This window comes from Mesorhizobium sp. B2-4-12 (assembly GCF_006441575.1).
Taxonomy (GTDB): Bacteria; Pseudomonadota; Alphaproteobacteria; order Rhizobiales; family Rhizobiaceae; genus Mesorhizobium.
The window spans coordinates 1-23,293 of record NZ_VFVC01000007.1 but is presented as its reverse complement, the minus strand read 5'-3'; the positions used below and the strand labels follow the sequence as shown (position 1 = coordinate 23,293).

The window sequence follows — 23,293 nt, the reverse complement described above, 5'->3', positions numbered from 1 at the left end:
TGGGTACTTTTCCATCGGGGAGCAGATGCGTTTCCATAAGGCGGAATCCGCTTTCTTCGTCTTTATCTTCGTGATCCTGGCCGCCGGCCTGGTGACGCTGCACGCTTATGGGCTCTTGCAATCCTTCGCCACCGAACTCCATACGGCCTCGGGCCTGGACAAGGTCATCTACCTCAACAAGCTGTTGTTCGCGACGGGCGTGCTGCTTGCGACCGCGCTGTTTTTCGGCATCTTCTTCATCTATCCGCTGATCCGCAAACAGGCGACGGAAGAAGGCAAGCTGCGCGCCATGACTGTTTCACTCAGCGCCCGCTCCGAAACGCTCGAGCACGCCGCCCTGACAGACGGCCTGACCGGCATGCAGAACCGGCGCTATTTCGATGATGCGCTGAAGGAATATCTCGAGGAGTTCCGGCGCATCGAAAAGCCGGTCGGGCTGATGATCCTCGATCTCGACCATTTCAAGCAGGTCAACGACACCCATGGCCACGATGTCGGCGACGAGGTGCTCAGGGCTGTCGCCAACTGCCTCAAGGACATGACACGCTACCACGATGTGGTGGCACGGCTGGGCGGCGAGGAGTTCGCCGTGGTCACGCCCAATATGGAGGCGGAACTGCTGGCCAAATTCGCCGAGCGCATCCGCAGGGCGGTCGCCAACATGTCGATCCTTTCGGGCAATGTCCGGCTCAAGATCACGACAAGCGTGGGCCTTGCCGTCTGGGACCGCAAGGAGACCGCCGAGGAATTCTATCGCCGGGCTGACCGCCAGCTCTATGAAGCGAAGAGGCAAGGCCGCAACCGCGTCTGCGCCTAAAATCCCATCATTGAATTCGTGAGGCTGGCCGTCTGCCGCTGTTTTCTGCGCTTCCGGTGCTCACGGACTGAATGTCCGCTCCGCTCCGGTTCTCGAAAACAGCACCACCCGGACTCAGCCTGACGAATTCCCTGACGGGATTTAACCAAGGTGGCCTACGAAGTCCGCAAGCTGCAGGTTCAATCGTTCTGGGGACGCAGGCCGAAGGTGGCGGGCTTGAGGCCATAGCGCGTGTCGAAATCGTCGTCCGACTGGACGCGAGCGGTTGCCGGCTTGCGATAATCAGGATCACCGGCCTGCCGGCCGGAATCGACCACCTCGGCGAAGGCCATCGCCTGCTGCTGTGGTTTTGGCACGTTGCGCAGTCGCTCGACGATCGCCACCAGGTCGACATCGTCGCCGCTCTTCGGCGACGCGGTTTCTTCGCGCCTGGACGTGCCGGGGATCAAATGCGCCGGCAGTCTTTCGAATTTCAGCCGCATCGTCGTCGCCACGCCTTCGCCGAAGGCGATGGCTTCGCGCTGGCCCATGGACGACAGGAAGGCAAGCGTGGAGGCGGACGAGTCGGCGATGGCCGAGCGGATGATCGCCTGGTCCTGCTCGTTGGCGAGCCGCATGGCGAAGAAGGTCGAGCACTGTGACAGGATGGTCGGGTCGAGCTCGCCCGGACGCTGGGTGACGACGCCGAGATAGCAGCCATATTTGCGGCCTTCCTTGGCGATGCGCGACAGCGCGTGGCGTGTCGGCGCAAAGCCGAGGCGCGCATCGGCCGGCATGTAGCGGTGGGCTTCCTCGCACAGCAACAGGAGTTGCAGCTTGCCCTCGCTCCACAGAGCGAGGTCGAAGGCCAGGCGCGCCAGCACCGAACAGACGGAGTTGACCACTTCGGAGGGCATGCCGGCCATCTCGAAGCAGGTTACCGGGCGGCCGTGATGCGGCACGCGGAAAATGTTGCCGATTGTCTCGTGGATGGTGTCCTCGATCAGGCGCGAGCTGAACATGAAGCGGTAGCGCGGATCGGCGGCCGCCGATTCGATCCGCGTCTTCAGCGATTTGAGCGTCGGGCGGTCGTTCTTGCTTTCGAGCATGCCCATGCGCTCGTCGATCTGCTTGAGCAGGTCGGCGATGCGGTAAGGCACAGGCGTATCGGCGGTCAGCGCATCGTTGCCGCGCCTGAGATAGGTGCCCGAGCTCGGGTTGCGGTAGAGATTCTTGGCGAGCGGAATGAGATCGCGCAAAGCGTCGATTTCTTCCGGGACCGTTTCACGGCCCCGAAACAGCACTTCGGCGAATTCCTCCAGCCGGAACATCCAGAACGGCAGGTCGAGCGTCTTGGAATCGACCTTGACGCAATATTCGGGCAGCGAGGCCGCGAACTCGTTATGCGGGTCGAGGATCAGGATGCGCAGGTCGGGTCGCGCCGTGATCGATTTGCGCAGCAGCAGCGAGACGGCGGTGGACTTGCCGACGCCGGTGGTGCCGACGATGGCGAAATGGCGCGCCAGCGTGTCGTCGATGGCGATGTTGGCGGCGATCGCGTCGTCCTGCGACAGCGAGCCGATGGTGATGGAATGCCGCCCGGCCAGGTCGTAGACGGCCTGGAGATCGCGGCTGCGGATGCGGTGCGCGATGGCGCCAATGTGCGGATAGGTGGTGATGCCGCGGTCGAAGATCGGCTTGGCGCCGGGTTCGGCCGCGTCGCGGACTTCGCCGATCAGCTCGATGCTGACCTCGATAGCGTTCTGGCCCTCATTGCTCCAGGCGCGGTCCGATTTGCCGATGGCATAGACCAGGCCGACGGTTCGCGTCGTGCCCAGATTGATGGAGATCATCTTGCCGACCGTCCACAGGCCGGTGACGGCGCCATCAATGTCGTCGGCATAGGCGCTGATGGTGGCGCGCGCGCCGTCGCATTGCACGACATTGCCCAGGATGCGCCGGTCGTTCTGCTCTGCGTTGCGGCGCTCCTGCGATGTCGGTTCTCCGACGGAAGCTTCGCGTTCGACATACATGGACAGGCCAATCCCTATTTTCCTTGGAGCATGGACCCTAGCGGGATGGGGTTAAGGTCGGATGAGGCTGGATGGTGTAAGGAGGATTAAGCGCCTGTTGAAAATTGTCGCAAATGGCTCTTCTGCATCGTCTGAGTTTCGCTATAATGTACGAATGAATAATATAGCGAACGATATTTCCTTGGGCATCGGCAGCCGAATCCACACCGAACGGACCATGCGGGACTGGTCATTGGCCGAGCTCGCCGAGCGGTCCGGCGTTTCCAAGGCGATGCTGAGCACGATCGAGCGCGGCATGACCAGCCCGACGGCGACCCTTCTGGTGCGCATCGCGGCGGCCTTCGGGATGACGCTGTCGACCCTCATCGCACGGGCGGAATTGCAAGGGGGCGGGGTGCTGCGCGAGGCCGACCAGCCGGTGTGGCGCGATCCTGCCACGGGCTATGTCAGGCGGCATTTGTCGCCGGCCAGCGACATGCCGCTCGAACTGATCAAGGTGCATTTGCCGGCGGGCGCCAAGGTGAGCTTGCCCGCGGCCTCCTATGCCTTCATCAAGCAGCAGATCTGGCTGGTTTCCGGGCGGCTCGAATTCACCGAGGGCGATGTGGTGCACCGGCTCGAATCTGGTGACTGCCTGGCACTCGGCGCGCCGTCGGACTGCACCTTTCATGCCCTGGAGGCGGACGCCGACTATCTCGTGGCGCTGGTCAGGGGCTGACCTCATGGCAAGACGGCCAAAGCGCTCCCACAATGGGGGGCCGCCGCTTGACGACTACAAGGGGCCGCCATGGGGCAGGGGCGACCCCTACATCTTCCTGGCCTGGCAGGCCGCGCACGCAAAGGCATGGAAGGCGCCGAGCCACGAGGTCATGCTGATGCGCACGGACAAGGCCGAACGGCTGGGCCTGACCTATGAGGAATACACGCTCGAGATCCTGGAGCGCGGACAGCATCTCAGGGAAGACGACACCGAGCGCATCAGTGCCATCAAAGCCGCTCGCAAGCGACGGCGCGTGCGCCATCTCGGCTGACGGCCTCGAGCCCACGTCGCGTCATCTCCAGAGGACCAGGCATGAATTCCATCGAAATCGGAACGCTGAGCGCCAATGCTGAAACGCTGGCGATGCTGACTGACCTGCTTGTCGAAACGGTTGCCGCCGGCGGTTCGGTCAGCTTCATGCATCCGCTCGCGCCGGAGGCGGCAAACGCATTCTGGGAGAGGTCGCTGGCCGCGGCGGCACGAGGCGAGAGGGTGGTGCTTGGCGCGTGGGATGGCAGGGCACTGGTCGGCACCGTCACCTTGCTGCTCGATTGCCCGCCCAACCAGCCGCACCGGGCCGAGATCGCCAAGCTGATGACATCGGCCGAACACCGGGGCAGGGGCATCGGAACGCGCCTTATGAAGGCGGCCGAGCGTCTCGCCGCCGAGAGGGGGCGCACGCTGCTGGTCCTGGACACGGCGACCGAGGAAGGTGCTTCGGGCCTCTACGAAAAACTCGGCTTCACCCTGACCGGCGAAATACCGGACTATGCGCTGAAGCCGCATGGTGGGCTGACAGGCACGCTGATCTACTGGAAGCGTATCGCCTCATCGTCCCGGTAGTTCCGCGCCGTCAGGCCGAAGCCGCACTGGAGAGGCGGCTCAGCAACCAGCGGCGGAAATCCTGCTCGGCACTGGTCAGGCGCACGGTCGGTGCCCTGGTCAGAAAATGGCCCGAGGTGCTGGAGAGCTCGAAGTCGGAAAGCGGCACCATGGTCCTGTTTTCGAGTGCCGCGTCGACGAGCGGCCGCGACCCCAGAAGCACGCCGGCGCCGGCACTCGCCGCTTCCATCGCGGCGACGAAACTGTCGAAGCGGTGGGATCGCTGGGGGTGGCCGGCCAATCCGGCCCCCGCGAACCATTCCGCCCACATCTCGCGCGCGCCGGCGACCAGAAGCAGCGGCAGGGATGCCCAGTCGGCGGCGCCGGCCAGGGCCGGGCTGGCCACCGGCACAAGCCGCTCGGCCGTCAGCCTGTCGGCTTCGCGTCCTGGAAAGGATCCGTTGCCGAAACGGATGTCGAGCGCGGAGCCCGGCAGGTCGTAGTCGGTCGGGCGATGGATCGTCACAAGATCGAGTTGGATGCGCGGCAGCGCCTCGGCAAGATCGGGCAACGCCGGGACCAGCACCAGCAGGGCGAAGGAGATCGGCACCCGGATCTGGACGGCGCGGGGTTCGAACAGTTCCGTTGTGCTGCTGGAGATGGTGGCGAAGGCCGACTGGATGTGCGGCAGATAGGCGGCGCCCTCCGGCGACAGCGCGACACCACGCGCCAGTCGTGAGAACAGGCGCGTCTTCAATCGTTCCTCGAGCAGCCGGATATGCTGGCTGACGGCTGCCTGTGTCAGGCCGAGTTCGGCCGCGGCCGCCGTGAAGTTCGACAGCCGTGCCGAGGCCTCGAAACTGCGCAGCCAGTCGAGTGGGGGCAGGGAGGGAATGGATTTTCGAGCCATTAGCTATTTGCGGTCATTGGCCAAAAAACGATAATTTGAGTTATGCCGTTCGCGCGGTCAACATGCATTCGAAACCCACGGATCGGCCCGTGGGCCGTAACGGACAGGAACAGTATTTCCATGTTGACCCACGCGCTGGTTGGCGACGACGGCAGAACAATCGAACTTGGCTGGCAGGACGGGAGGCACACCCGCTTTCATGCCATGTGGCTGCGCGACAATGCGCTGGACGACAAGACGCGCAGCGCCGGCAACGGCCAGCGCCTGATCACCATCCTGGACATTCCGGCCGACACGAAGATCGGTGCGGCCGCGATCATGGGCGATGCCCTCGAGATCAGCTTCGTGCCGGAGCAGAAGACCGTCAGCTTTCCGGCTGCCTGGTTGAGCGCCAATGCCTACGATCGCGATACGGCGCGCGGGGCTGGCTGGACCGGAGAGGATATTGTGCGCTGGACCAAGGCCAGCGTGCAGAACTCGGTTCCACGCGCCGGCTACGCTGCTGCCAGCCATGACCGTACCGTCCTGCGCGAGTGGCTTTCGGCGGTGAGGACCTATGGCTTTGCCGTGATGGACGGCCTGCCAGCGGAATCCGGGGCATTGTGCAAGGTCTCCGATCTGTTCGGCTATATCAGGGAGACCAATTACGGCCGCTGGTTCGAAGTGCGCGCCGAGGTCAATCCCAACAATCTCGCCTACACCAATCTCGGCCTCCAGGCGCATACGGATAACCCCTATCGCGATCCCGTGCCGACCCTGCAGATCCTTTCCTGCATCGAGAATACAGTGGAGGGTGGGGAATCCAGCGTTGTCGACGGTTTTGCCGTCGCGGCGGCGCTGCAGACCGAGAACCCTGAAGGCTTCCGGCTGTTGAGTTCCTGTCCGGCGCGCTTCGAATATGCCGGCTCATCCGGCGTGCGGCTGCAATCCAAGCGTCCGATGATCGAGCTTGGACCGGATGGCGAGTTGATCTGCATCCGCTTCAACAACCGTTCGCTGGCGCCTGTCGTCGACGTGCCGTTCGCCGACATGGACGCCTACTATGGCGCCTATCGCCGGTTCGCCGAGCTGATCGAGGATCCGTCCTTCGAAGTGACCTTCAAGCTGGAAGCGGGCCAGGCGTTCATCGTCGACAACACACGGGTCATGCATGCGCGCAAGGCGTTTTCCGGCACAGGCAAGCGCTGGCTGCAGGGATGCTACGCCGACAAGGACGGCCTGTTGTCGACGCTGGCGGCGATCGAGCACGGCTTCAAGGAGGCCGCGGAATGAGCGGCCAGGATCTGAACGCGGGCAATATCGTCGAATTCATCGCCGACATTTTCGAGCGCCGGGGTGCGGAATCCTATCTCGGCGAGCCGGTGACAATGTCCGAACACATGCTGCAGGGCGCCTGGCTGGCGGAGCAGGATGGAGCGCCCGAGGTGCTGGTGGCCGCCGCCCTGCTGCACGACATCGGCCACTACACCAGCGAGTTCGGCGCCTATTCACCCGACGATGTCGAGGACAAGCATCATGACGAGGCCGGCGGCGAGGTGCTGGCGCCGTTCTTCCCGCCTGTCGTCGTCGAGTGCGTGAGGCTGCACGTCGCGGCCAAGCGTTATCTCTGCGCCACCGACCCGACCTATTTCTCCAAGCTGTCGCCGGCTTCGGTGCATACGCTGTCTCTGCAGGGCGGACCGATGAGTGCCGAGGAGGTGGCCGAGTTCCGCAGCAACCCGTTCCATGAGGAAGCGGTGAGGGTTCGCATCTGGGACGAGGGCGGCAAGATCGCCAATATGAAGACGCGGGCGTTTCGCGACTATGTGCCTTTGCTGCAGCGCGTCGTGGAAAAGTTCGCGTCCCAAGGGGCGACATAAGGACGAAGCCCGACTCAACCGGGCTTCCGTCCCACTCCACCTCTTTGCTTCAGCCCTTGTGGTGGACTTCCTGCAACCCGTAGACCGGCGTCGGCACACCGACTTGCCTGGCTTTCAGCTGCAGCGACAGGAACTGCGAATAGTGCCGTGACTGGTGCAGATTGCCGCCGTGGAACCACAGCGCCTCTTGCTGGGTCGGCTTCCACATGTTGCGCAGTTCGCCTTCCCACGGGCCGGGGTCCTTGGTGGTGTTCGAACCGAGGCCCCAGCATTTGCCGACCCTGTCGGCGGTTTCACGCGAGATCAGGTCGGCCGCCCAGCCGTTCATCGAACCATAGCCGGTCGCGTACACGATGAGATCGGCGGGCAGTTCCGTGCCATCGCCAAGCAGCACCGAATGCTCCTTGATCTCCTTCACGTCGACACCGCTCTTCAGCTTGATCGACCCGTCGATGATCAACTGCGAGGCGCCGACGTCTATATAGTAGCCGGAGCCGCGCCTGAGGTACTTCATGAACAGGCCAGACTCGTCATCGCCCCAGTCGAGCATGAAGCCGGCCTTGTCGAGCCCCTCGTAAAAGGCCGCGTCGCGTTTCTTCATCTCGGCATAGGCCGGGATCTGGAATTCATGCAGGATCTTGTAGGGCAGGGAGGCGAAGATCAGGTCGGCTTTGGCGGTGGTGATGCCGTTTTGCACCGCTTGTTCCGAATAGAGGGAACCCAGCCCGATTTCCATCAGCGTGTCGGACCTGGAGATATGGGTGCTCGAGCGCTGCACCATGGTCACGTCAGCGCCCGCTTCCCAAAGTGCCGCTGATATGTCGTGGGCGGAATTGTTCGAACCGATAACCACCGCCTTCTTGCCGGCATAGGCATCGGCACCGGGATGTTGCGAGGAGTGGTGCTGGTCGCCCTTGAAATTTTCCATACCCTTGAATTTGGGCAGGTTTGCTTTGCCGGCCTGCCCGGTGGCCAGCACCAACTGCTTCGGTTTCAAGGTGATGTCCTTGCCGTCGCGGTGCACCACGACAGTCCATTCCTTTTCCTTGTCGTCGTAGGACGCACTCTTGGCCTCTGTCGACGACCAGTAATTCAGCTCCATCACCTTGGTGTACATTTCCAGCCAGTCGCCGATCTTGTCCTTGGGCGAGAACACCGGCCAGTTTCTGGGGAAATCGATATAGGGCAGATGGTCGTACCAGACCGGATCGTGCAGGCAGAGCGACTTGTAGCGCTTGCGCCAGCTGTCGCCGGCGCGTTCGTTCTTCTCGATGATGATGGTCGGCACGCCGAGCTGCCGCAGGCGCGCACCAAGCGCGATGCCGCCCTGGCCGCCGCCGATGATCACCGTGTAGGGCTGTGTCTTGAAGCCGAGTTCCGCCGCTTCCTTCTCGCGTTCTTCCTTCCAGGTTGGGCGGTTCTTGCCGGAGCCATGCTTGGCGCCCATCGGCCGCGCGAAACCCGCCGGCTCCTCATGGCCTTTCAGTTCGACCATGGTGGTCAGCAGCGTCCAGATCTTGCCGTCCTTCAGCCTGATATGGCCAAAACCGCGCGCAACCTCGGTCTCGAAGCTGATCCAGCCGTCGATCACTCCACCGCTCTCGGTCGCATCCTCGCCCTCGGCGAGGGCGAAGTGCGAGGGTTTCGTCCTCGACAACTGGCTATTCAGCATGTCGCGGACCTGGTCACGGCCTTCCATGGTCTTGATGTTCCAGGTGAAGGTGACGAGGTCGCGCCAATAGCAGTCTTCCTGGAAACAGCCGACCGCCTTGTCTATGTCGCCGGCGGCAAGAGCGCCACCGAACGCATCAAGCAGGTCGGAAAGCTTTTTGTTGGGGGCTTTGTCGAGCATGAATTTCCTCCGGATTCGAAACGCTTCTTGGTCGAGCTATTGTGGCCGGGTGGGGCGGTCCAACATGGACAAAGTATCCCGTCAAAAGCTTCGCTGCGTCACGCCCTCCAATAGTTTGGCATGTTTTCAATGGTTTACCGAAACCCGACCGGGTATTTGTCTCGTGACGACTGATCACGCCGTCCGACCGTAAGCCCGCCGCTCATTCGCGTTCATGCCATTCACATTCGCCGTTGACAGCGGCGTGGAACCAATCCTATTGTCCGCCACCATGAAAAAGGCACTCATTCTCGTAGGAAGGCGCGTGGGCAAGGCGGTGTAACCGCCGGGCGAAAACCTCCCATGCGCAACACACAGGCTCCCTCGGGGGCCTTTTTTATTGCCTGAAACACGACTAAACGACCAGCAAACGCCAGATGGCGGACAGTACGGGACCAGACCGATGAGCAATGGACAGAACGGGCGACGTGAAATGACGGGCGCCGAAATGGTGGTGCAGGCGCTGAAGGACAATGGCGTCAAGCATGTCTTCGGTTATCCCGGCGGCGCGGTCCTTCCGATCTACGACGAGATTTTCCAGCAGGACGAGGTCGAGCACATTCTGGTCAGGCACGAACAGGGTGCCGGCCACGCCGCCGAGGGCTATGCCCGTTCGACCGGAAAGGCCGGCGTGATGCTGGTGACCTCCGGGCCCGGCGCCACCAATGCGGTGACGCCGCTGCAGGACGCGCTGATGGATTCGATTCCGCTGGTCTGCCTGACGGGGCAGGTGCCGACCTCCTTGATCGGCTCCGATGCGTTCCAGGAGTGCGACACGGTCGGCATCACGCGCCCCTGCACCAAGCACAACTGGCTGGTGAAGGACGTCAATGACCTCGCCGCGACCATCCACGAGGCCTTCCATGTCGCCACGACCGGCCGTCCCGGTCCTGTGGTGGTCGACATTCCGAAGGACGTGCAGTTCGCCAAGGGGTTTTATGTCCCGCCGCAGATCGCGCCGCGCACCAGCTACCAGCCGAAGGTCCAGGGTGACCTGGAGAAGATCAAGGCGGCGGTCGAACTGATGGCCGGTGCCAAGAAGCCGATCATCTATTCGGGCGGCGGTGTCGTCAATTCCGGCCCGGAAGCGAGCCACCTGCTGCGCGAACTGGTCGACCTCACCGGCTTCCCGATCACCTCGACGCTGATGGGGCTCGGCGCCTATCCGGCATCGGGCAAGAACTGGGTCGGCATGCTGGGCATGCACGGCACCTACGAGGCCAATATGGCCATGCACGACTGCGACGTGATGGTCTGTATCGGCGCCCGTTTCGACGACCGCATCACCGGGCGGCTCAACGCGTTTTCGCCGAACTCGAAAAAGATCCACATCGACATCGATCCGTCGTCAATCAACAAGAACGTTCATGCCGATGTTCCTGTTATCGGCGATGTCGGCCGCGTGCTGGAGGACATGGTGCGGCTGTGGCGGGCGACCGCCAAGACCGACAAGAAGGCGCTTTATCCCTGGTGGGAGCAGATCGCCAAATGGCGCGGGCGCGACTCGCTGGCGTTCAAGATGAACCACGACGTGATCATGCCGCAATACGCCATCCAGCGGCTCTACGAACTGACCAAGGACAGGGACACCTACATCACCACCGAGGTCGGCCAGCATCAGATGTGGGCGGCGCAGCACTATCATTTCGAGAAGCCGAACCGCTGGATGACGTCCGGCGGACTGGGCACGATGGGTTACGGCCTGCCTGCCGCACTCGGCGTGCAGATCGCGCATCCCGACGCGCTGGTGATCGACATCGCCGGCGACGCCTCGGTGCAGATGACGATGCAGGAGATGAGTGCGGCGGTGCAGTATGACGCGCCGATCAAGATCTTCATCCTCAACAACCAATATATGGGCATGGTGCGCCAGTGGCAGCAGCTGCTGCACGGCAACCGGCTGTCGCATTCCTATACCGAGGCGATGCCGGACTTCGTCAAGCTGGCCGAAGCCTATGGCGGCCACGGCATCCGCTGCGAGAAGCCGGACGAGCTGGATGACGCCATCAAGGAAATGATTTCGGTCAGGAAGCCGGTGCTGTTCGACTGCCGCGTGGCGAACCTCGCCAATTGCTTCCCGATGATCCCCTCGGGCAAAGCTCATAACGAGATGCTGCTGCCGGACGAGGCGACCGACGAGGCCGTGGCCAACGCCATCGATGCCAAGGGCAGGGAACTGGTGTAGACGACGAGCCAGGGCAGGGCTTGTCGAAAGAGGCCGTGCGCAAACAAATAATTAGATCAAGAATTTGAGATCCAGGTCATGAACGCACAGCACCTTCAACCCACCGGTTCCGCCTACTTCATCGCCAAGGAGACGGAGCGGCCGGAAAACCACACGCTTTCCGTGCTGGTCGACAATGAACCAGGCGTTCTTGCCCGGGTCATCGGCCTGTTTTCCGGGCGCGGCTACAACATCGAGAGCCTGACCGTCTCCGAGACCGAGCATGAGAAGCATCTGTCGCGCATCACCATCGTGACGCGCGGCACGCCGCATGTGCTGGAGCAGATCAAGCACCAGCTCGAGCGCATCGTGCCGGTCCACCGCGTGGTCGATCTCACCGTGCGGTCGCACGAATTCGGCCAGGAGCGGCCGCTGGAGCGGGAACTGGCGCTGGTCAAGGTTGCCGGCACCGGCGAGGCCCGCGTCGAGGCTCTGCGGCTGGCCGACGCCTTCCGCGCCAGCGTCATCGACGCCAACACCGAGCATTTCATCTTTGAGATCACCGGCAAAGGCTCCAAGCTCGACCAGTTCATCGCCATCATGAAGCCGCTCGGCCTGGTCGAAATCTGCCGCACCGGCGTGGCGGCGATGAATCGCGGCCCGCAAGGCATGTAGGGCGCGCGGTAGCCGGAAACGCCTTTGCTGAAAAGCATGGCTTGCCACCGCCCGGCGGCTGGCCTTTGCGAGGCAGCCGACAAGAGTAAACATTGCAGACCTTGTGATCCCGATGTCCCTCGACGCATTCCTCGCTCTGCTGGTCTACGCCTTCGTGACCTCGATCACGCCGGGGCCGAACAATCTCATGTTGCTGGCTTCGGGCGTGAATTTCGGCCTGGTCAGGAGCGTGCCGCATATGCTTGGCATCAGCATCGGCTTTCTTGTCCTGCTGCTTGCCGTGGGCCTTGGTCTTGGCGCGCTGCTGACGGCGTTTCCCGCACTGCACACCGCGCTGAAGATCGCGGGCGCCGTCTATCTGCTCTACCTTGCCTGGAAGATTGCCATGTCGCGTTCGCTCAGCGGCAAGGGAGAGGCAAAGGGGCAGCCGATGCGTTTCATCGATGCGGCGGCGTTCCAGTGGGTCAATCCCAAGGCCTGGGTGATGGCGATCACCGCCATGGCCGTCTACAGCAATCCGGAGCACCCATTCCTGTCTGTGGTGCTGATCTCTGTAGCCTTCACCATCGTCAATCTGCCGAGCGTCTCGGTGTGGGCAGGCTTCGGTACGGCGTTGCGCGGTTTCCTGTCGGATCCGGCGCGGCTGAAATGGTTCAACATCGCCATGGGCGTGCTGCTGGCGGCGACGCTGTGGCTGATGCTGCGGTAGCACAATCCGGGGGTCGATAGACCCTGATCCGCGGATGCGGCAGCCTGCACAGCGATTGTGCAGTGCACATTAAATCTTCGTAATGCCGTGTTTTGGCCCTTTTCCGCCCAACGCGTGTCCTATCTATTCAGCGAAATTGCGGCAGGGTGCCGTGAAATGAGCTAGAATACGACCACCTGGCTATGGCGTGTCGGACGGAGCGGACCCTTGACGATGCGTGGAAAAGTCATTCTTTCATTGCTGGCAGCCGCCTGTGCAGGCGCGGCCTGGCTCTATGTGTCTCCCGATACGCTGGGCAAGGTCGAGCAGTTCATCGGCGCAAAGCAGGCCGCGGTAGCGGACAAGGCGGCAACCGGCACGCAGACAGCCGACAAGACAGCAGCCGACAAGACAGCAGCAGACAAGGGGGCAACGGACAAACAGGCGGCCGGCGGCAATGGCGCCCGCTCGGCCTCGATCGTTTCTGCGACCGCGACGACGGCTGATTTCCCGATCCGGCGTTATGCCATCGGCTTCGTCTCCTCTCCCGCCGTGGTCAACATAAACGCGCGCGTCTCCAGCCAGATCGTGTCGATCGAGGTCAAGGACGGGCAGATGGTGAAGGCCGGCGACGTCCTGTTTTCGCTCGACGACCGGGCGCTGAAGGCGCAGCTTGCCAAGGACCAGGCGACGCTCGCCAAGGACCAGGCCATGCTGACCAGCGCCACGGCCGATCTCTCGCGCGCCAAGGATCTCGTGGCCAAGCAGGCCGGCACGCAGCAGACCTATGACCAGGCGCTGGCGGCGCAGAAAGCGGCGACCGCAACCATCGATGCCGACAAGGCAACGATCGACGCCGATACCGTCCAACTGAGCTATGCCACGATCACGGCGCCGATCGCCGGCAGGCTGGGCGCGGTCAACGTCGCCGTCGGCGATCTCGTCACCGTCAGCAATGGCAACAGCAGCACGGCGACCCCGCTCGTCACCATCACCCAGATCGACCCGCTGCAAGTGAACTTCAATCTGCCGGAAAGCAATCTGGCACTGCTGCACAAGGCGCTCGCTGATCCGCAGCAAGGGGCGGTGACCCTGACCAAGGACGACGACCCGAAGCCGATCGGCAAGGGCACGCTCGACTTCGTCGATTCCAGCGTCGATACCGCGTCTGGCACGATCGCCACGCGGGCCAGCATTCCAAACGCCGATCTTTCACTGTGGCCCGGCCAGTATGTAAATGTCGTCCTGGAAGCCGGCATCATGCCGCACATGACATCCGTTCCGACCGTCGCGGTACAGCCCAGCCAGAAGGGACCGTTCGTCTATGTGGTCAAGCCGGACAACACGGTCGAGATGCGACCGGTGCAGGTGGCGCTGACCGTTGGCCAGAGCAGCGCCATCAGCGATGGTGTGAAAAGCGGCGAGAAGGTCGTTGTCGAAGGCCAGACGCGATTGAAGAATGGTGCCGCGGTGCATGAAGGCAAGGCGGCGGCCGGGTCCGGCGACCAGGCCTCAGCCAAGGTCGCGCAAGCCGGCAAGGCCGGCGAGGCGGCCCAATGATTTCCGAATTCTGCATCCGCAGGCCCGTCGCCACCCTTCTGATGTCGTTCGCCCTCATTCTGGGCGGACTGTTTGCCTACAAGTTCCTGCCTGTGGCGGCGCTGCCCAGCGCCGAATTCCCGGTGGTCAACGTCTCGGCCCAATTGCCCGGCGCCTCACCGGAAACCATGGCGACATCGGTGGCGACGCCGCTGATCAAGCAGTTCGCGACCATCGCCGGCATCGATTCCATTTCGACCACGAACTCGCTCGGCCAGACCTCGATCGCCATCCAGTTCGTGCTCAACCGCAACATCGACGCGGCCGCGGCGGACGTTCAGGCGGCGATCGCGCGCACGCAGAAATCATTGCCGCCGCAGATGACCTCGCCGCCGAGCTATCGCAAGGTCAATCCAGCCGACGCGCCGATCCTCTTGATGTCGCTGGTCAGCGACACGGTTCCGCTGACCGATCTCGACGCTTTCGCGGAAAACGTCATCTCACCATCGCTGTCGACCATCGACGGGGTGGCGCAGGTCTCGATCTTCGGCCAGCAGAAATATGCCGTGCGCATCCAGATCGATCCGATCGCGCTCGCCGCGCGCGGCATCTCGATCGACCAGCTGCAGGCGGCGATCTCGTCGGCCAACAGCAACACGCCGCTCGGCGTGCTGCAGAACAACAAGCAGCAGCTCACCATCACCGCAAACACGCAGCTGACCAACGCAGCGGGATTTTCCAACCTCATCATCGCCACCAAGAACGGTCACCCGGTGCGGCTGGGGGAGGTGACGCGCGTCGTCGATTCGGTGCAGACCACGACGACGGCAAGCTGGTACGATGGTACCCGCGCGATCATCATGGCGGTGCAGCGCCAGCCCGACGCCAACACGGTCGACGTCGTCGACAGAGTCAAGGCTATGTTGCCGTCCTTCCAGGACCAGCTGCCGGCCGCCGCCAACATCAAATTGCTCAATGACCGTTCGACCTCGATCCGCCAGGCCGTCAACGACGTCCAGTTCACACTGCTGTTGACCATCGCGCTGGTGGTCATGGTGATCTTCGTGTTCCTGCGCCGGGTGACGGCCACCATCATCCCGGCCGTGGCGGTGCCGATCTCGCTGATCGCCACGCTCGGCGCGATGTTCCTGTTCGGCTTTTCCATCGACAACATATCGCTGATGGGCCTGACGCTCGCCGTCGGCCTTGTCGTCGACGATGCCATCGTGATGCTGGAAAATATCTTCCGCCACATGGAAGAGGATGGGCTGTCGGCCTTCGACGCGTCGCTGAAGGGCGCGCGCGAAATCGGCTTCACCATCATCTCGATCTCGATCTCGCTGGTGGCGGTGTTCATTCCCGTGCTTCTCATGGGCGGCGTGATCGGGCGCATCTTCAACGAGTTCGCCGTCGTGGTGACGGTCGCCATCCTGGCGTCGATGTTCGTGTCGCTGACGCTGACGCCGATGCTGTGTTCGCGGTTGCTGTCGGTGACCAAGGCCGATCGCGAGGCGCACAGCGCTGGCCACAGGCGCGATCTCGTCACACGCAGCTACGACTGGCTCTTGAGCTTCTGCCTGCGGCACACCTTCCTGGTATTCCTCATCTTCATCGGCACCGCGGCGGCGTCGGTATGGCTGGTCCAGATCTCGCCGAAAGGCTTCTTCCCGCAGGAGGACATCGGCCAGATATCGGTGACGACCATCGCGCGCCAGGACATCTCGTTCGATGCCATGGCCAAGCTGCAAGGGCAGGTGGCCAGCGTCTTCTCGCATTCGCCCTATGTCGACCATGTGGCGTGGTCGGCCGGCAGCGGCAACAATGCGCTCAACCAGGGGCAGCTTTTCGTCCAGCTCAAGGGCAAGGACCAGCGGCCGAACATTGAAAAGGTGCTTTCGGATCTGCGCAAGCAGCTGGCCGGCGTGGCAGGTATCGAGACCTACATGCAGCCGGTGCAGAACCTGAGGCTCGGTTCGCGCTCGTCGGCCAGCGCTTATCAGCTTGTGGTTCAGGGCCTCGATACCGGCCAGACCGATATCTGGGCGCAGAAACTGAATGACGCGATGGCGGCCGACCACACGACCTTCACCGACGTAACCAGCGACCTGCAGAACAATGCGCTGCAGGCGTCCCTGGTGGTGGATCGCGACAAGGCCGCCCAGCTCGGCATCGATACCGACACCCTGCGCTCCGCCCTCTATGGCGGGTTCGGCACCGACCAGGTTTCGACGATCTTCGGCTCGGCCGACAGCTACGAAGTCATCACCGAGCTCGATCCCAAGATCGAATGGTCGCCCGAGCGCATGCTCGCCATCCAGATGAGGACGGCCAGCGGCTCTCTGGTGCCGCTTGGCGCCTTCGCCCGGGTGGACCGCACGGCCGGTGCGTTGACGGTCAACCAGCTCGGCCAGCTTCCGGCCGTGACGATTTCCTACAACCTGCCGCAAGGCGTGGCGCTCGGCGACAGCGTGACGCGCATCAACGCGCTCAAAGAGCAGATCGGGATGCCGACGGCGATCTCGACCACCTTTGCCGGAACGGCCAAGACCTTCCAGGATTCACTTGCCAACCAAGGCCTGCTGATCGGCGGCGCGATCCTGACCATCTACATCGTGCTCGGCATTCTGTACGAAAGCTTCATCCACCCGCTCACCATTCTCACCGGCCTGCCATCAGCGGTGCTGGGAGCGCTCGTTGCGTTGCGCTTCGCCGGCATGGACCTATCTGTCATCGCGGTGATCGGCATCCTGATGCTGATCGGCATCGTCAAGAAGAACGGCATCATGATGGTCGACGTGGCGCTGGAGCTTCGACGTGAAGGCATGTCAGCCAGGGATTCCATCCACAAGGCCTGTCTTATGCGTTTCAGGCCGATCATGATGACGACGCTGGCAGCACTTATGGGCACGTTCCCGATCGCGCTTGGCACCGGCGCCAGCGCCGAATTGCGCCAGCCGCTGGGCGTTGCGGTTGTCGGCGGCCTGCTTGCTTCGCAGGCGCTGACGCTGTTCGTGACACCCGTGATCTACGTCTACATGGAGAATTTCTCGGGCTGGCTGCTCGGGCTCATGCCGAAGCGCAAGGCCGAGTTGCGCCTGGTCGAATCAGGGGATCAGCCCTCGCTGTTCGACGCCGACGACGAGACGCAAGGCGAGCCGCAAAAGGCGGCCGCGGAATAAAGAGTTCGCTCCGTACCCGCTGGCCCAAGCCGTCTTGCTTGCGGCCGGCGGACCGGAGCCGTAATTTGTCGCCATGTCCCATGATCATGACCACGACAACGAACTCGATCCGTTTGCTGCCCGGGTTCGGGCGCTGGAAACCATCCTGACCCGCAAGGGTCTGATCGGCCCCGCCGCGATCGACGTCATCGTCGACACCTACGAGACCAAGATCGGTCCGCGCAACGGCGCCAGGGTGGTGGCCAGGGCCTGGACCGACCCTGAGTTCGCCGCCTGGCTGAAAAGCGACGCAACCGCGGCGATCGCATCGCTCTCCTACACCGGGCGGCAAGGCGAACACATGCAGGCTGTCTTCAATACGGAGGACACCCACAACCTCGTCGTCTGCACGCTGTGCTCCTGCTATCCCTGGTCGGTGCTCGGCCTGCCGCCGGTCTGGTACAAGGCGCCGCCCTATCGGTCGCGCGCGGTGATCGATCCGCGCGGCGTGCTCGAGGAATTCGGGCTGACGTTGCCATCCGCAACAAAGATACGCGTCTGGGATTCGACCGCGGAGCTGCGCTATCTCGTGGTGCCGATGCGGCCGGACGGCACCGAAGGCTGGAGCGAGAAACAGCTCGCCGAGCTGGTGAGCCGGGATGCGATGATCGGCACGGCGCAGGCGAGGGAGCCCGCATGAACGGGCCGCAGGATCTCGGCGGACAAATGGGGTTCGGGCCGGTGGCGCCCGAAAAGGATGAGCCGTATTTCCATGCCGATTGGGAAAGGCGGGCGCTCGGCGTGACGCTCTGCGCCGGCGCCATGGGCGCGTGGAACATCGACGAGAGCCGGCACGCGCGGGAATCGCTGCACCCGGCCGATTATTATGCTTCAAGCTACTATCAGATCTGGATCAAGGCGCTGGAGACCCTGCTCAAGCGACACGGGTTCATCAGTGACCGCGACCTCAGGGCGGGCGAGGCGCTCGATGCGGCGGCAACCCCGAAAAAGGTGCTGAAGGCAGCCGATGTGCCTGCCGTGCTGGCCAAGGGCGGGCCTTGCAACCGCGCGGTCGCGGTAGCGCCGCGCTTCAAGGCCGGCGATGTCGTGCGGACGAAGAATTTCAATCCGGCCGGCCACACCAGGCTGCCGCGCTATGCGCGTGACAAACAGGGCTTCGTGGAGGCGGTGCATGACGGCTTCGTCTTCCCCGACACCAACGCGCATGGGCAGGGCGAGAATCCGCAATGGGTCTATACGGTGGTTTTCGAAGGTGGGGAGATCTGGGGCGAGGGCGCCGACCCGACCCTGACTGTCTCCATCGACGCCTGGGAGAGCTATCTTGAGCCGGCCTGAGGCGACCATGCCGGCCAACGATCTGCCCGCCGGTTTCGACGCGCCCGTTTTCGCCGAACCCTGGCAGGCCGAGGCCTTCGCCATGACGGTGGCGCTGCACGACAAGGGCCTGTTTTCGTGGGGCGAGTGGGCACAGGCGCTGTCGGCCGAGGTGAAGAAGCCGGGCGCGGCGGCGGACGGCCATGACTATTACGAGCATTGGCTGGCGGCGCTGGAAAGCCTGCTTGCGTCCAAGGGACTGGCCGCCAAGCCCGATGTCGATGCGATGGCGGCAGCCTGGGAACGCGCCGCGCATGCCACACCGCATGGCAAGCCGATCCTGCTGGAGAACGATCCGCACGCTTCCAGGTGATCACGCGGAGCGTGTTCCCTTTACGTTCTCAATTGTGGCTGATAGGCTGGCCATGGGGAGCTCGCCGCCGATAATAGCGATGGTGTGGCGGCTATCTTGTCTTGCCTCGCGAATCCGGTCACACGATCCGATGGAATTTTCACCGCAACAGGATGAGGCGCTGCAAGCGGTCGCCCGCTGGCTCAAGGCCGGCCAGCCGCAGCTGTTCCGGCTGTTCGGCTACGCCGGCACCGGCAAGACGACGCTGGCGCGCTATTTTGCCGAACATGTCGACGGACAGGTGCAGTTCGCCGCCTTCACCGGCAAGGCCGCGCAGGTGCTGCGTTCCAAGGGAGCGGTCAACGCCCGCACCATCCATTCGCTGATCTACAGGCCCAAGGGCGAGGAGTCGGTCGAGGACGAAGTCACTGGCAAGACCTCGATGTCACCGACCTTTTCGCTCAACCGGCAAAGTCCGATCTCGCGCGCCAAGCTGGTCATCATCGACGAGTGCTCGATGGTCGATGAGCAGCTTGGCCGTGACCTGATGAGTTTCGGCACGCCTATCCTGGTGCTGGGTGACCCGGGCCAGTTGCCGCCGATCTCGGGCGGCGGCTTCTTCACCGATCACGAGCCGGACTTCCTGCTCACCGAAATCCACCGGCAGGCGCGCGACAATCCGATCCTGCGGCTGGCGCTCGACGTGCGCGAGGGGCGCGAATTCATGCGCGGCGACTATGGCACGGCGCAGGTGATCGGCAAGGAAGACGTCAACCAGGAACTGGTGCTGAAGGCCGACCAGGTGCTGGTCGGCACCAACCGGACGCGCCGCCGCTACAACCAGCGTCTGCGTGAACTCAAGGGGTTCAACGCCGATTATCCGCAGGCTGGCGACAAGCTGGTGTGCCTGCGCAACGATCCCGCCAAGGGGCTGCTCAACGGGTCGCTTTGGAAAGTGATGACTTCATCGCGCGAGACGGTGAAGCCCGGCATCAATCTTCTGGTGTCGCCGGAAGAGGACGATCCGGACCGCGGCGTCGCCAAGATCAAGCTGCTCAAGGCGGCGTTCGAGGATCCGGACGCCGACATCCCCTGGCAGCAGAAGAAGCGCTTCGACGATTTCGACTATGGTTATGCGCTGACGGTGCACAAGGCGCAGGGCTCGCAGTGGAACGAGATCGTGCTGTTCGACGAAAGCTGGGCCTTCAAGGAAACGCGCCAGCGCTGGCTTTATACGGCGATTACACGGGCCGCCGAACGGCTGACCATTGTCAGGTAGAGGGGGTTGGCGGGTAGCCGGGAGAACCGTTTCATCCTCTTTCTGGAGCGGCGGTCGCCGCCTCACTCGTCGGCCGCGCCCCGAGCCACTCCCAGGCAGCGGCTTCGTCCTCGAGCTCGAAGTGCTTGAATTCGACGGGCGATGAAGCAGGCAAGGCGTGTCGTGCGTTCGGCGTCCAGTCAGGGGCGCCGATCGCAGCGCAACGGCCAATATGTTCCAATGCGTGGACGGCACCCTTCTTGATGGTCTCATCGGAGATATCGGCCCAATCGACGCCCTCGTGATCGACTATGCGCACGGCCACGTCGATCCGCGGATGGAGCAAATAGGCCGCCTCCAGCAGGCCGAACAGGTTCTCGGCATCGGCGGCCGAGACATGGCCGACCACATCGATGGCAAAGAGGTCGTCGCGGCTGGTCTCGATGCGGCGGATCGCCGGCACGGATTGGAGGAAATTCAAGGTGGTGCCTCCGTTTCGTGGAGTATTTGGTCTTCTGGAACACCGGAAAGGCCCTATCTGTTCCCGTCAAAGACGCTATAGATGCGCCGTCTCAATGCGCCGTGCCGGAACGAATGAGCGTGGCGCGCCTCGATCGCCTGTTTCACGGACGCCAAACCATGCCCGCCAAGCTTTCTGTCAACCTCAACGCCATCGCCATGCTGCGCAACCGGCGCGACCTGCCATGGCCTGATATGATCGGGCTTGGCCGCATCGCGCTTGCGGCTGGAGCCCATGGGCTGACCGTCCATCCGCGTCCCGACGAGCGTCACACGCGGCGTTCCGACCTGCCCAAGATCAGGGCACTGATCGACGATGAGCTCCCCAAGGCGGAATTCAACATCGAGGGCCATCCAACCGAGGATTTCCTGGCGCTTGTGGAAATGCACCAACCCGAGCAGGTGACGCTGGTTCCCGACGATCCGGCGCAGGCAACCTCCGACCATGGCTGGAACTTCGTCGCCGACGCCGCGTTCCTGTCACCGATCGTCAAGCGTCTGAAGAAGGGCGGTTTCAGGGTGTCGCTGTTTTCCGATGCCGATCCCGCCGGCATTGCGGCCGCGCGTGATACGGGTGCCGACCGGATCGAACTCTATACCGGTCCCTATGGCAGTTACCATTCCGATTCCGCAAAGGCGGCCAAGGAGCTGGAAAGATTGGGGAAAACAGCCGACACGGCATTTGCCGCCGGCCTTCAGGTCAATGCCGGGCACGACCTGACGGTAGGCAATCTGCCTGACCTTGTCCGACGCATACCGGCATTGGCCGAAGTGTCGATAGGACATGGGTTGACAGCCGACGCGTTGGAGTATGGCATGGCCGGTACGGTGGGTCGGTTCCTGAAGGCCTGCGGGTGGTAGGGGTAGCTTCGCTTTGCGGATATTGGCGGCCATGGCGTGCAATTGATATCGTATCGCAGCATGCATGAAGCGCCCCGAGCTTGTCAGGGAGTGGTCGATGGACCTTGCCAATCGCGGTAGCGAGGCTGAACCCGTCGAGCAATCGAGTCATTCCGGGGTTGAGCAGCACAGCACCAAGGTTCTGATGCTGGGCGCGCTCGGCGTCGTCTATGGCGATATCGGCACGAGCCCGATTTACGCCTTCCGCGAGGCGCTCCATGCTTCGCCAGGCATCGATACACGGGTTCACGTGCTTGGCGTGCTGTCGCTGATCGTCTGGGCGCTGACGATCATCGTGACCATAAAATATGTCGCCTTCGTGCTTCGTGCCGATAACAAGGGCGAAGGCGGCACGCTCTCGCTGATGTCCTTGGCGCGCAGCGCCTATCCCAAAGGCGCGCGACTGATCCTCGCTATCGGCCTTTGCGGGGCGGCGCTGTTCTTCGGTGATTCGATCATAACGCCAGCCATCTCGGTGCTGTCCGCGGTCGAAGGCCTCGAAGTGGTGACTCCGACATTAGATGCCTATGTCGTGCCGATCACGCTTCTCATCCTGGCCGTCCTGTTCTCCGTGCAACGCTTCGGCACCGGAAAGGTGGCGGCGGTGTTCGGGCCGGTGACGGCGTTGTGGTTCCTGGCCATCGGTGTTGCGGGGCTCTATCACCTGATGGATGATCCATCGATCCTCCTGGCCATCAATCCCTATTACGCGGTTGCTTATCTCGTCAGCACACCCACAGCTGCCTTCGTCACTGTCGGCGCGGTGTTCCTGGCGGTGACCGGGGCCGAGGCGCTCTATGTCGATCTTGGCCATTTTGGTCGCAAGCCGATCGTGCTGGCATGGTTTTCCGTGGTGTTCCCCTGCCTGCTGCTCAACTATTTCGGGCAGGGCGCGTTTGTGCTCGCCAATAACGGTAAACCGACCAATCCATTCTTCCAGATGCTGCCTGACTGGGCACTGATGCCGATGGTGGGGCTGGCCACGGCCGCGACGGTCATTGCCAGTCAGGCGGTCATTTCGGGTGCCTTTTCGCTGACCCGCCAGGCGGTGCAGCTCAACCTTCTGCCACGCATCGAGGTGCAGCATACCTCCGAAATGCAGCTTGGGCAGATTTATATGCCCCGCGTCAACCTGCTCATCGCGTTGGGGGTGATGCTGCTGGTGGTCGGCTTCGGCAGTTCGAGCTCGCTGGCCTCCGCCTATGGCATCTCGGTGACCGGCGAAATGCTGATGACGACGATCCTGCTGTTCGTGGTGATGCGCAAGATGTGGAAATGGAAGCTGGCGCTCGCTTTGGCGCTGACCTTGCTGTTCGGCGTCATCGACAGCGGCTTCTTACTGGCCAATGTCGTCAAGATCCTCGAAGGCGGCTGGGTTTCGATCACCGTTGCCTGCCTCATGGGGCTGATCATGTGGACGTGGATACGCGGCAGCCGTTATCTCTTCGACAAGACGCGTCGCAACGAGATCCCACTCGATTTCCTCGCCGGCAATCTGTTGAAAAAGAAGCCGCATCTGGTGTCCGGCACGGCCGTATTCCTGACCAGCGATCCGCTCAGCGCGCCGACCGCGCTGATGCACAGCCTGAAGCACTACAAGGTGCTGCACGAGCAGAATGTCATCCTTTCGGTGG

At 62.9% G+C, this 23,293-nt stretch carries 21 protein-coding genes; 17 read left to right on the top strand and 4 right to left on the bottom strand.

All coding sequences use genetic code 11. From position 1 onward, the window contains the following. The first annotated feature begins 25 nt into the window (after positions 1-25). On the top strand, positions 26-817 hold the full coding sequence (locus FJ934_RS06360; RefSeq protein WP_140607883.1) for a GGDEF domain-containing protein: 792 nt from the start codon (positions 26-28) through the stop codon (positions 815-817). A 179-nt stretch (positions 818-996) separates the two neighbouring features. Here FJ934_RS06360 and FJ934_RS06355 read toward each other — a convergent pair whose 3' ends face one another. Continuing rightward, a complete protein-coding gene (locus FJ934_RS06355) occupies positions 997-2,829 on the bottom strand; it encodes an ATP-binding protein (protein ID WP_140607881.1) in 1,833 nt (610 codons plus the stop codon). Positions 2,830-2,983: 154 nt separating this feature from the next. Between FJ934_RS06355 and FJ934_RS06350 the strand changes: the two genes are divergently transcribed. The 3 genes from FJ934_RS06350 to FJ934_RS06340 are packed head-to-tail and all read left to right on the top strand — an operon-like array spanning position 2,984 to position 4,432. Then, on the top strand, positions 2,984-3,547 hold the full coding sequence (locus FJ934_RS06350) for an XRE family transcriptional regulator (RefSeq protein ID WP_140607879.1): 564 nt from the start codon (positions 2,984-2,986) through the stop codon (positions 3,545-3,547). Between the two features lie 4 nt (positions 3,548-3,551). Continuing rightward, entirely contained in the window at positions 3,552-3,860 is a 309-nt protein-coding gene (locus FJ934_RS06345) for a hypothetical protein (RefSeq protein ID WP_140607877.1), read from the top strand. Positions 3,861-3,901: 41 nt separating this feature from the next. Beyond that, a complete protein-coding gene (locus tag FJ934_RS06340) occupies positions 3,902-4,432 on the top strand; it encodes a GNAT family N-acetyltransferase (protein ID WP_140607875.1) in 531 nt (176 codons plus the stop codon). A 10-nt stretch (positions 4,433-4,442) separates the two neighbouring features. On the opposite strand, the gene FJ934_RS06335 is transcribed toward FJ934_RS06340, so the two are convergent. Further along, positions 4,443-5,321, bottom strand: coding sequence for a LysR family transcriptional regulator (locus tag FJ934_RS06335; protein WP_140607872.1), 879 nt, complete (start codon positions 5,319-5,321; stop codon positions 4,443-4,445). A gap of 120 nt (positions 5,322-5,441) precedes the next feature. Here FJ934_RS06335 and FJ934_RS06330 point away from each other — a divergent pair, with 120 nt between their 5' ends. Beyond that, complete coding sequence (locus tag FJ934_RS06330) at positions 5,442-6,593, top strand: gamma-butyrobetaine dioxygenase (protein ID WP_140607870.1); 1,152 nt, start codon at positions 5,442-5,444, stop codon at positions 6,591-6,593. Beyond that, positions 6,590-7,180 carry an HD domain-containing protein gene (locus tag FJ934_RS06325; protein WP_140607869.1) on the top strand — a complete coding sequence of 197 codons (591 nt, stop codon included), beginning with the start codon at positions 6,590-6,592 and terminating at the stop codon, positions 7,178-7,180. Before FJ934_RS06330 ends, FJ934_RS06325 begins: the two co-directional genes overlap by 4 nt. Positions 7,181-7,229: 49 nt before the next feature. Here FJ934_RS06325 and FJ934_RS06320 read toward each other — a convergent pair whose 3' ends face one another. Then, complete coding sequence (locus FJ934_RS06320; protein ID WP_140607867.1) at positions 7,230-9,032, bottom strand: NAD(P)/FAD-dependent oxidoreductase; 1,803 nt, start codon at positions 9,030-9,032, stop codon at positions 7,230-7,232. Between the two features lie 442 nt (positions 9,033-9,474). On the opposite strand from FJ934_RS06320, the gene FJ934_RS06315 reads away from it, so the two are divergent. The 9 genes from FJ934_RS06315 (at position 9,475) to FJ934_RS06275 (ending at position 20,261) form a co-directional block, all read left to right on the top strand. Continuing rightward, entirely contained in the window at positions 9,475-11,256 is a 1,782-nt protein-coding gene (locus FJ934_RS06315) for an acetolactate synthase 3 large subunit (RefSeq protein ID WP_140607865.1), read from the top strand. A gap of 78 nt (positions 11,257-11,334) precedes the next feature. Further along, on the top strand, positions 11,335-11,910 hold the full coding sequence (gene ilvN / locus FJ934_RS06310) for an acetolactate synthase small subunit (protein ID WP_013894763.1): 576 nt from the start codon (positions 11,335-11,337) through the stop codon (positions 11,908-11,910). Positions 11,911-12,022: 112 nt separating this feature from the next. Then, entirely contained in the window at positions 12,023-12,619 is a 597-nt protein-coding gene (locus FJ934_RS06305) for a LysE family translocator (protein WP_140607863.1), read from the top strand. Positions 12,620-12,832: 213 nt separating this feature from the next. Then, on the top strand, positions 12,833-14,158 hold the full coding sequence (locus FJ934_RS06300) for an efflux RND transporter periplasmic adaptor subunit (RefSeq protein ID WP_140608132.1): 1,326 nt from the start codon (positions 12,833-12,835) through the stop codon (positions 14,156-14,158). Beyond that, on the top strand, positions 14,155-17,316 hold the full coding sequence (locus FJ934_RS06295) for an efflux RND transporter permease subunit (RefSeq protein ID WP_140607861.1): 3,162 nt from the start codon (positions 14,155-14,157) through the stop codon (positions 17,314-17,316). Before FJ934_RS06300 ends, FJ934_RS06295 begins: the two co-directional genes overlap by 4 nt. A 73-nt stretch (positions 17,317-17,389) precedes the next feature. Further along, positions 17,390-17,995 (top strand): nitrile hydratase subunit alpha, encoded by a 606-nt coding sequence (gene nthA, locus FJ934_RS06290; RefSeq protein WP_140607859.1) that lies wholly within the window; start codon positions 17,390-17,392, stop codon positions 17,993-17,995. Beyond that, positions 17,992-18,651: a nitrile hydratase subunit beta gene (gene nthB, locus FJ934_RS06285; RefSeq protein WP_140607857.1), complete on the top strand. Its 660-nt coding sequence runs from the start codon at positions 17,992-17,994 to the stop codon at positions 18,649-18,651. The genes nthA and nthB overlap by 4 nt, the downstream gene beginning before the upstream one ends. Continuing rightward, on the top strand, positions 18,638-19,003 hold the full coding sequence (locus FJ934_RS06280; protein ID WP_246671442.1) for a nitrile hydratase accessory protein: 366 nt from the start codon (positions 18,638-18,640) through the stop codon (positions 19,001-19,003). The genes nthB and FJ934_RS06280 overlap by 14 nt, the downstream gene beginning before the upstream one ends. A 130-nt stretch (positions 19,004-19,133) precedes the next feature. After that, positions 19,134-20,261: an ATP-dependent RecD-like DNA helicase gene (locus FJ934_RS06275; protein ID WP_140607855.1), complete on the top strand. Its 1,128-nt coding sequence runs from the start codon at positions 19,134-19,136 to the stop codon at positions 20,259-20,261. Positions 20,262-20,292: 31 nt separating this feature from the next. On the opposite strand, the gene FJ934_RS06270 is transcribed toward FJ934_RS06275, so the two are convergent. Further along, positions 20,293-20,721: an STAS/SEC14 domain-containing protein gene (locus FJ934_RS06270; RefSeq protein WP_140607853.1), complete on the bottom strand. Its 429-nt coding sequence runs from the start codon at positions 20,719-20,721 to the stop codon at positions 20,293-20,295. A gap of 158 nt (positions 20,722-20,879) precedes the next feature. Here FJ934_RS06270 and FJ934_RS06265 point away from each other — a divergent pair, with 158 nt between their 5' ends. After that, positions 20,880-21,620, top strand: a complete 741-nt coding sequence (locus FJ934_RS06265) for a pyridoxine 5'-phosphate synthase (protein ID WP_140607851.1) — start codon at positions 20,880-20,882, stop codon at positions 21,618-21,620. Between the two features lie 97 nt (positions 21,621-21,717). Further along, on the top strand, positions 21,718-23,293 hold a 1,576-nt coding region (locus tag FJ934_RS06260), incomplete at its 3' end, for a potassium transporter Kup (protein WP_140607849.1).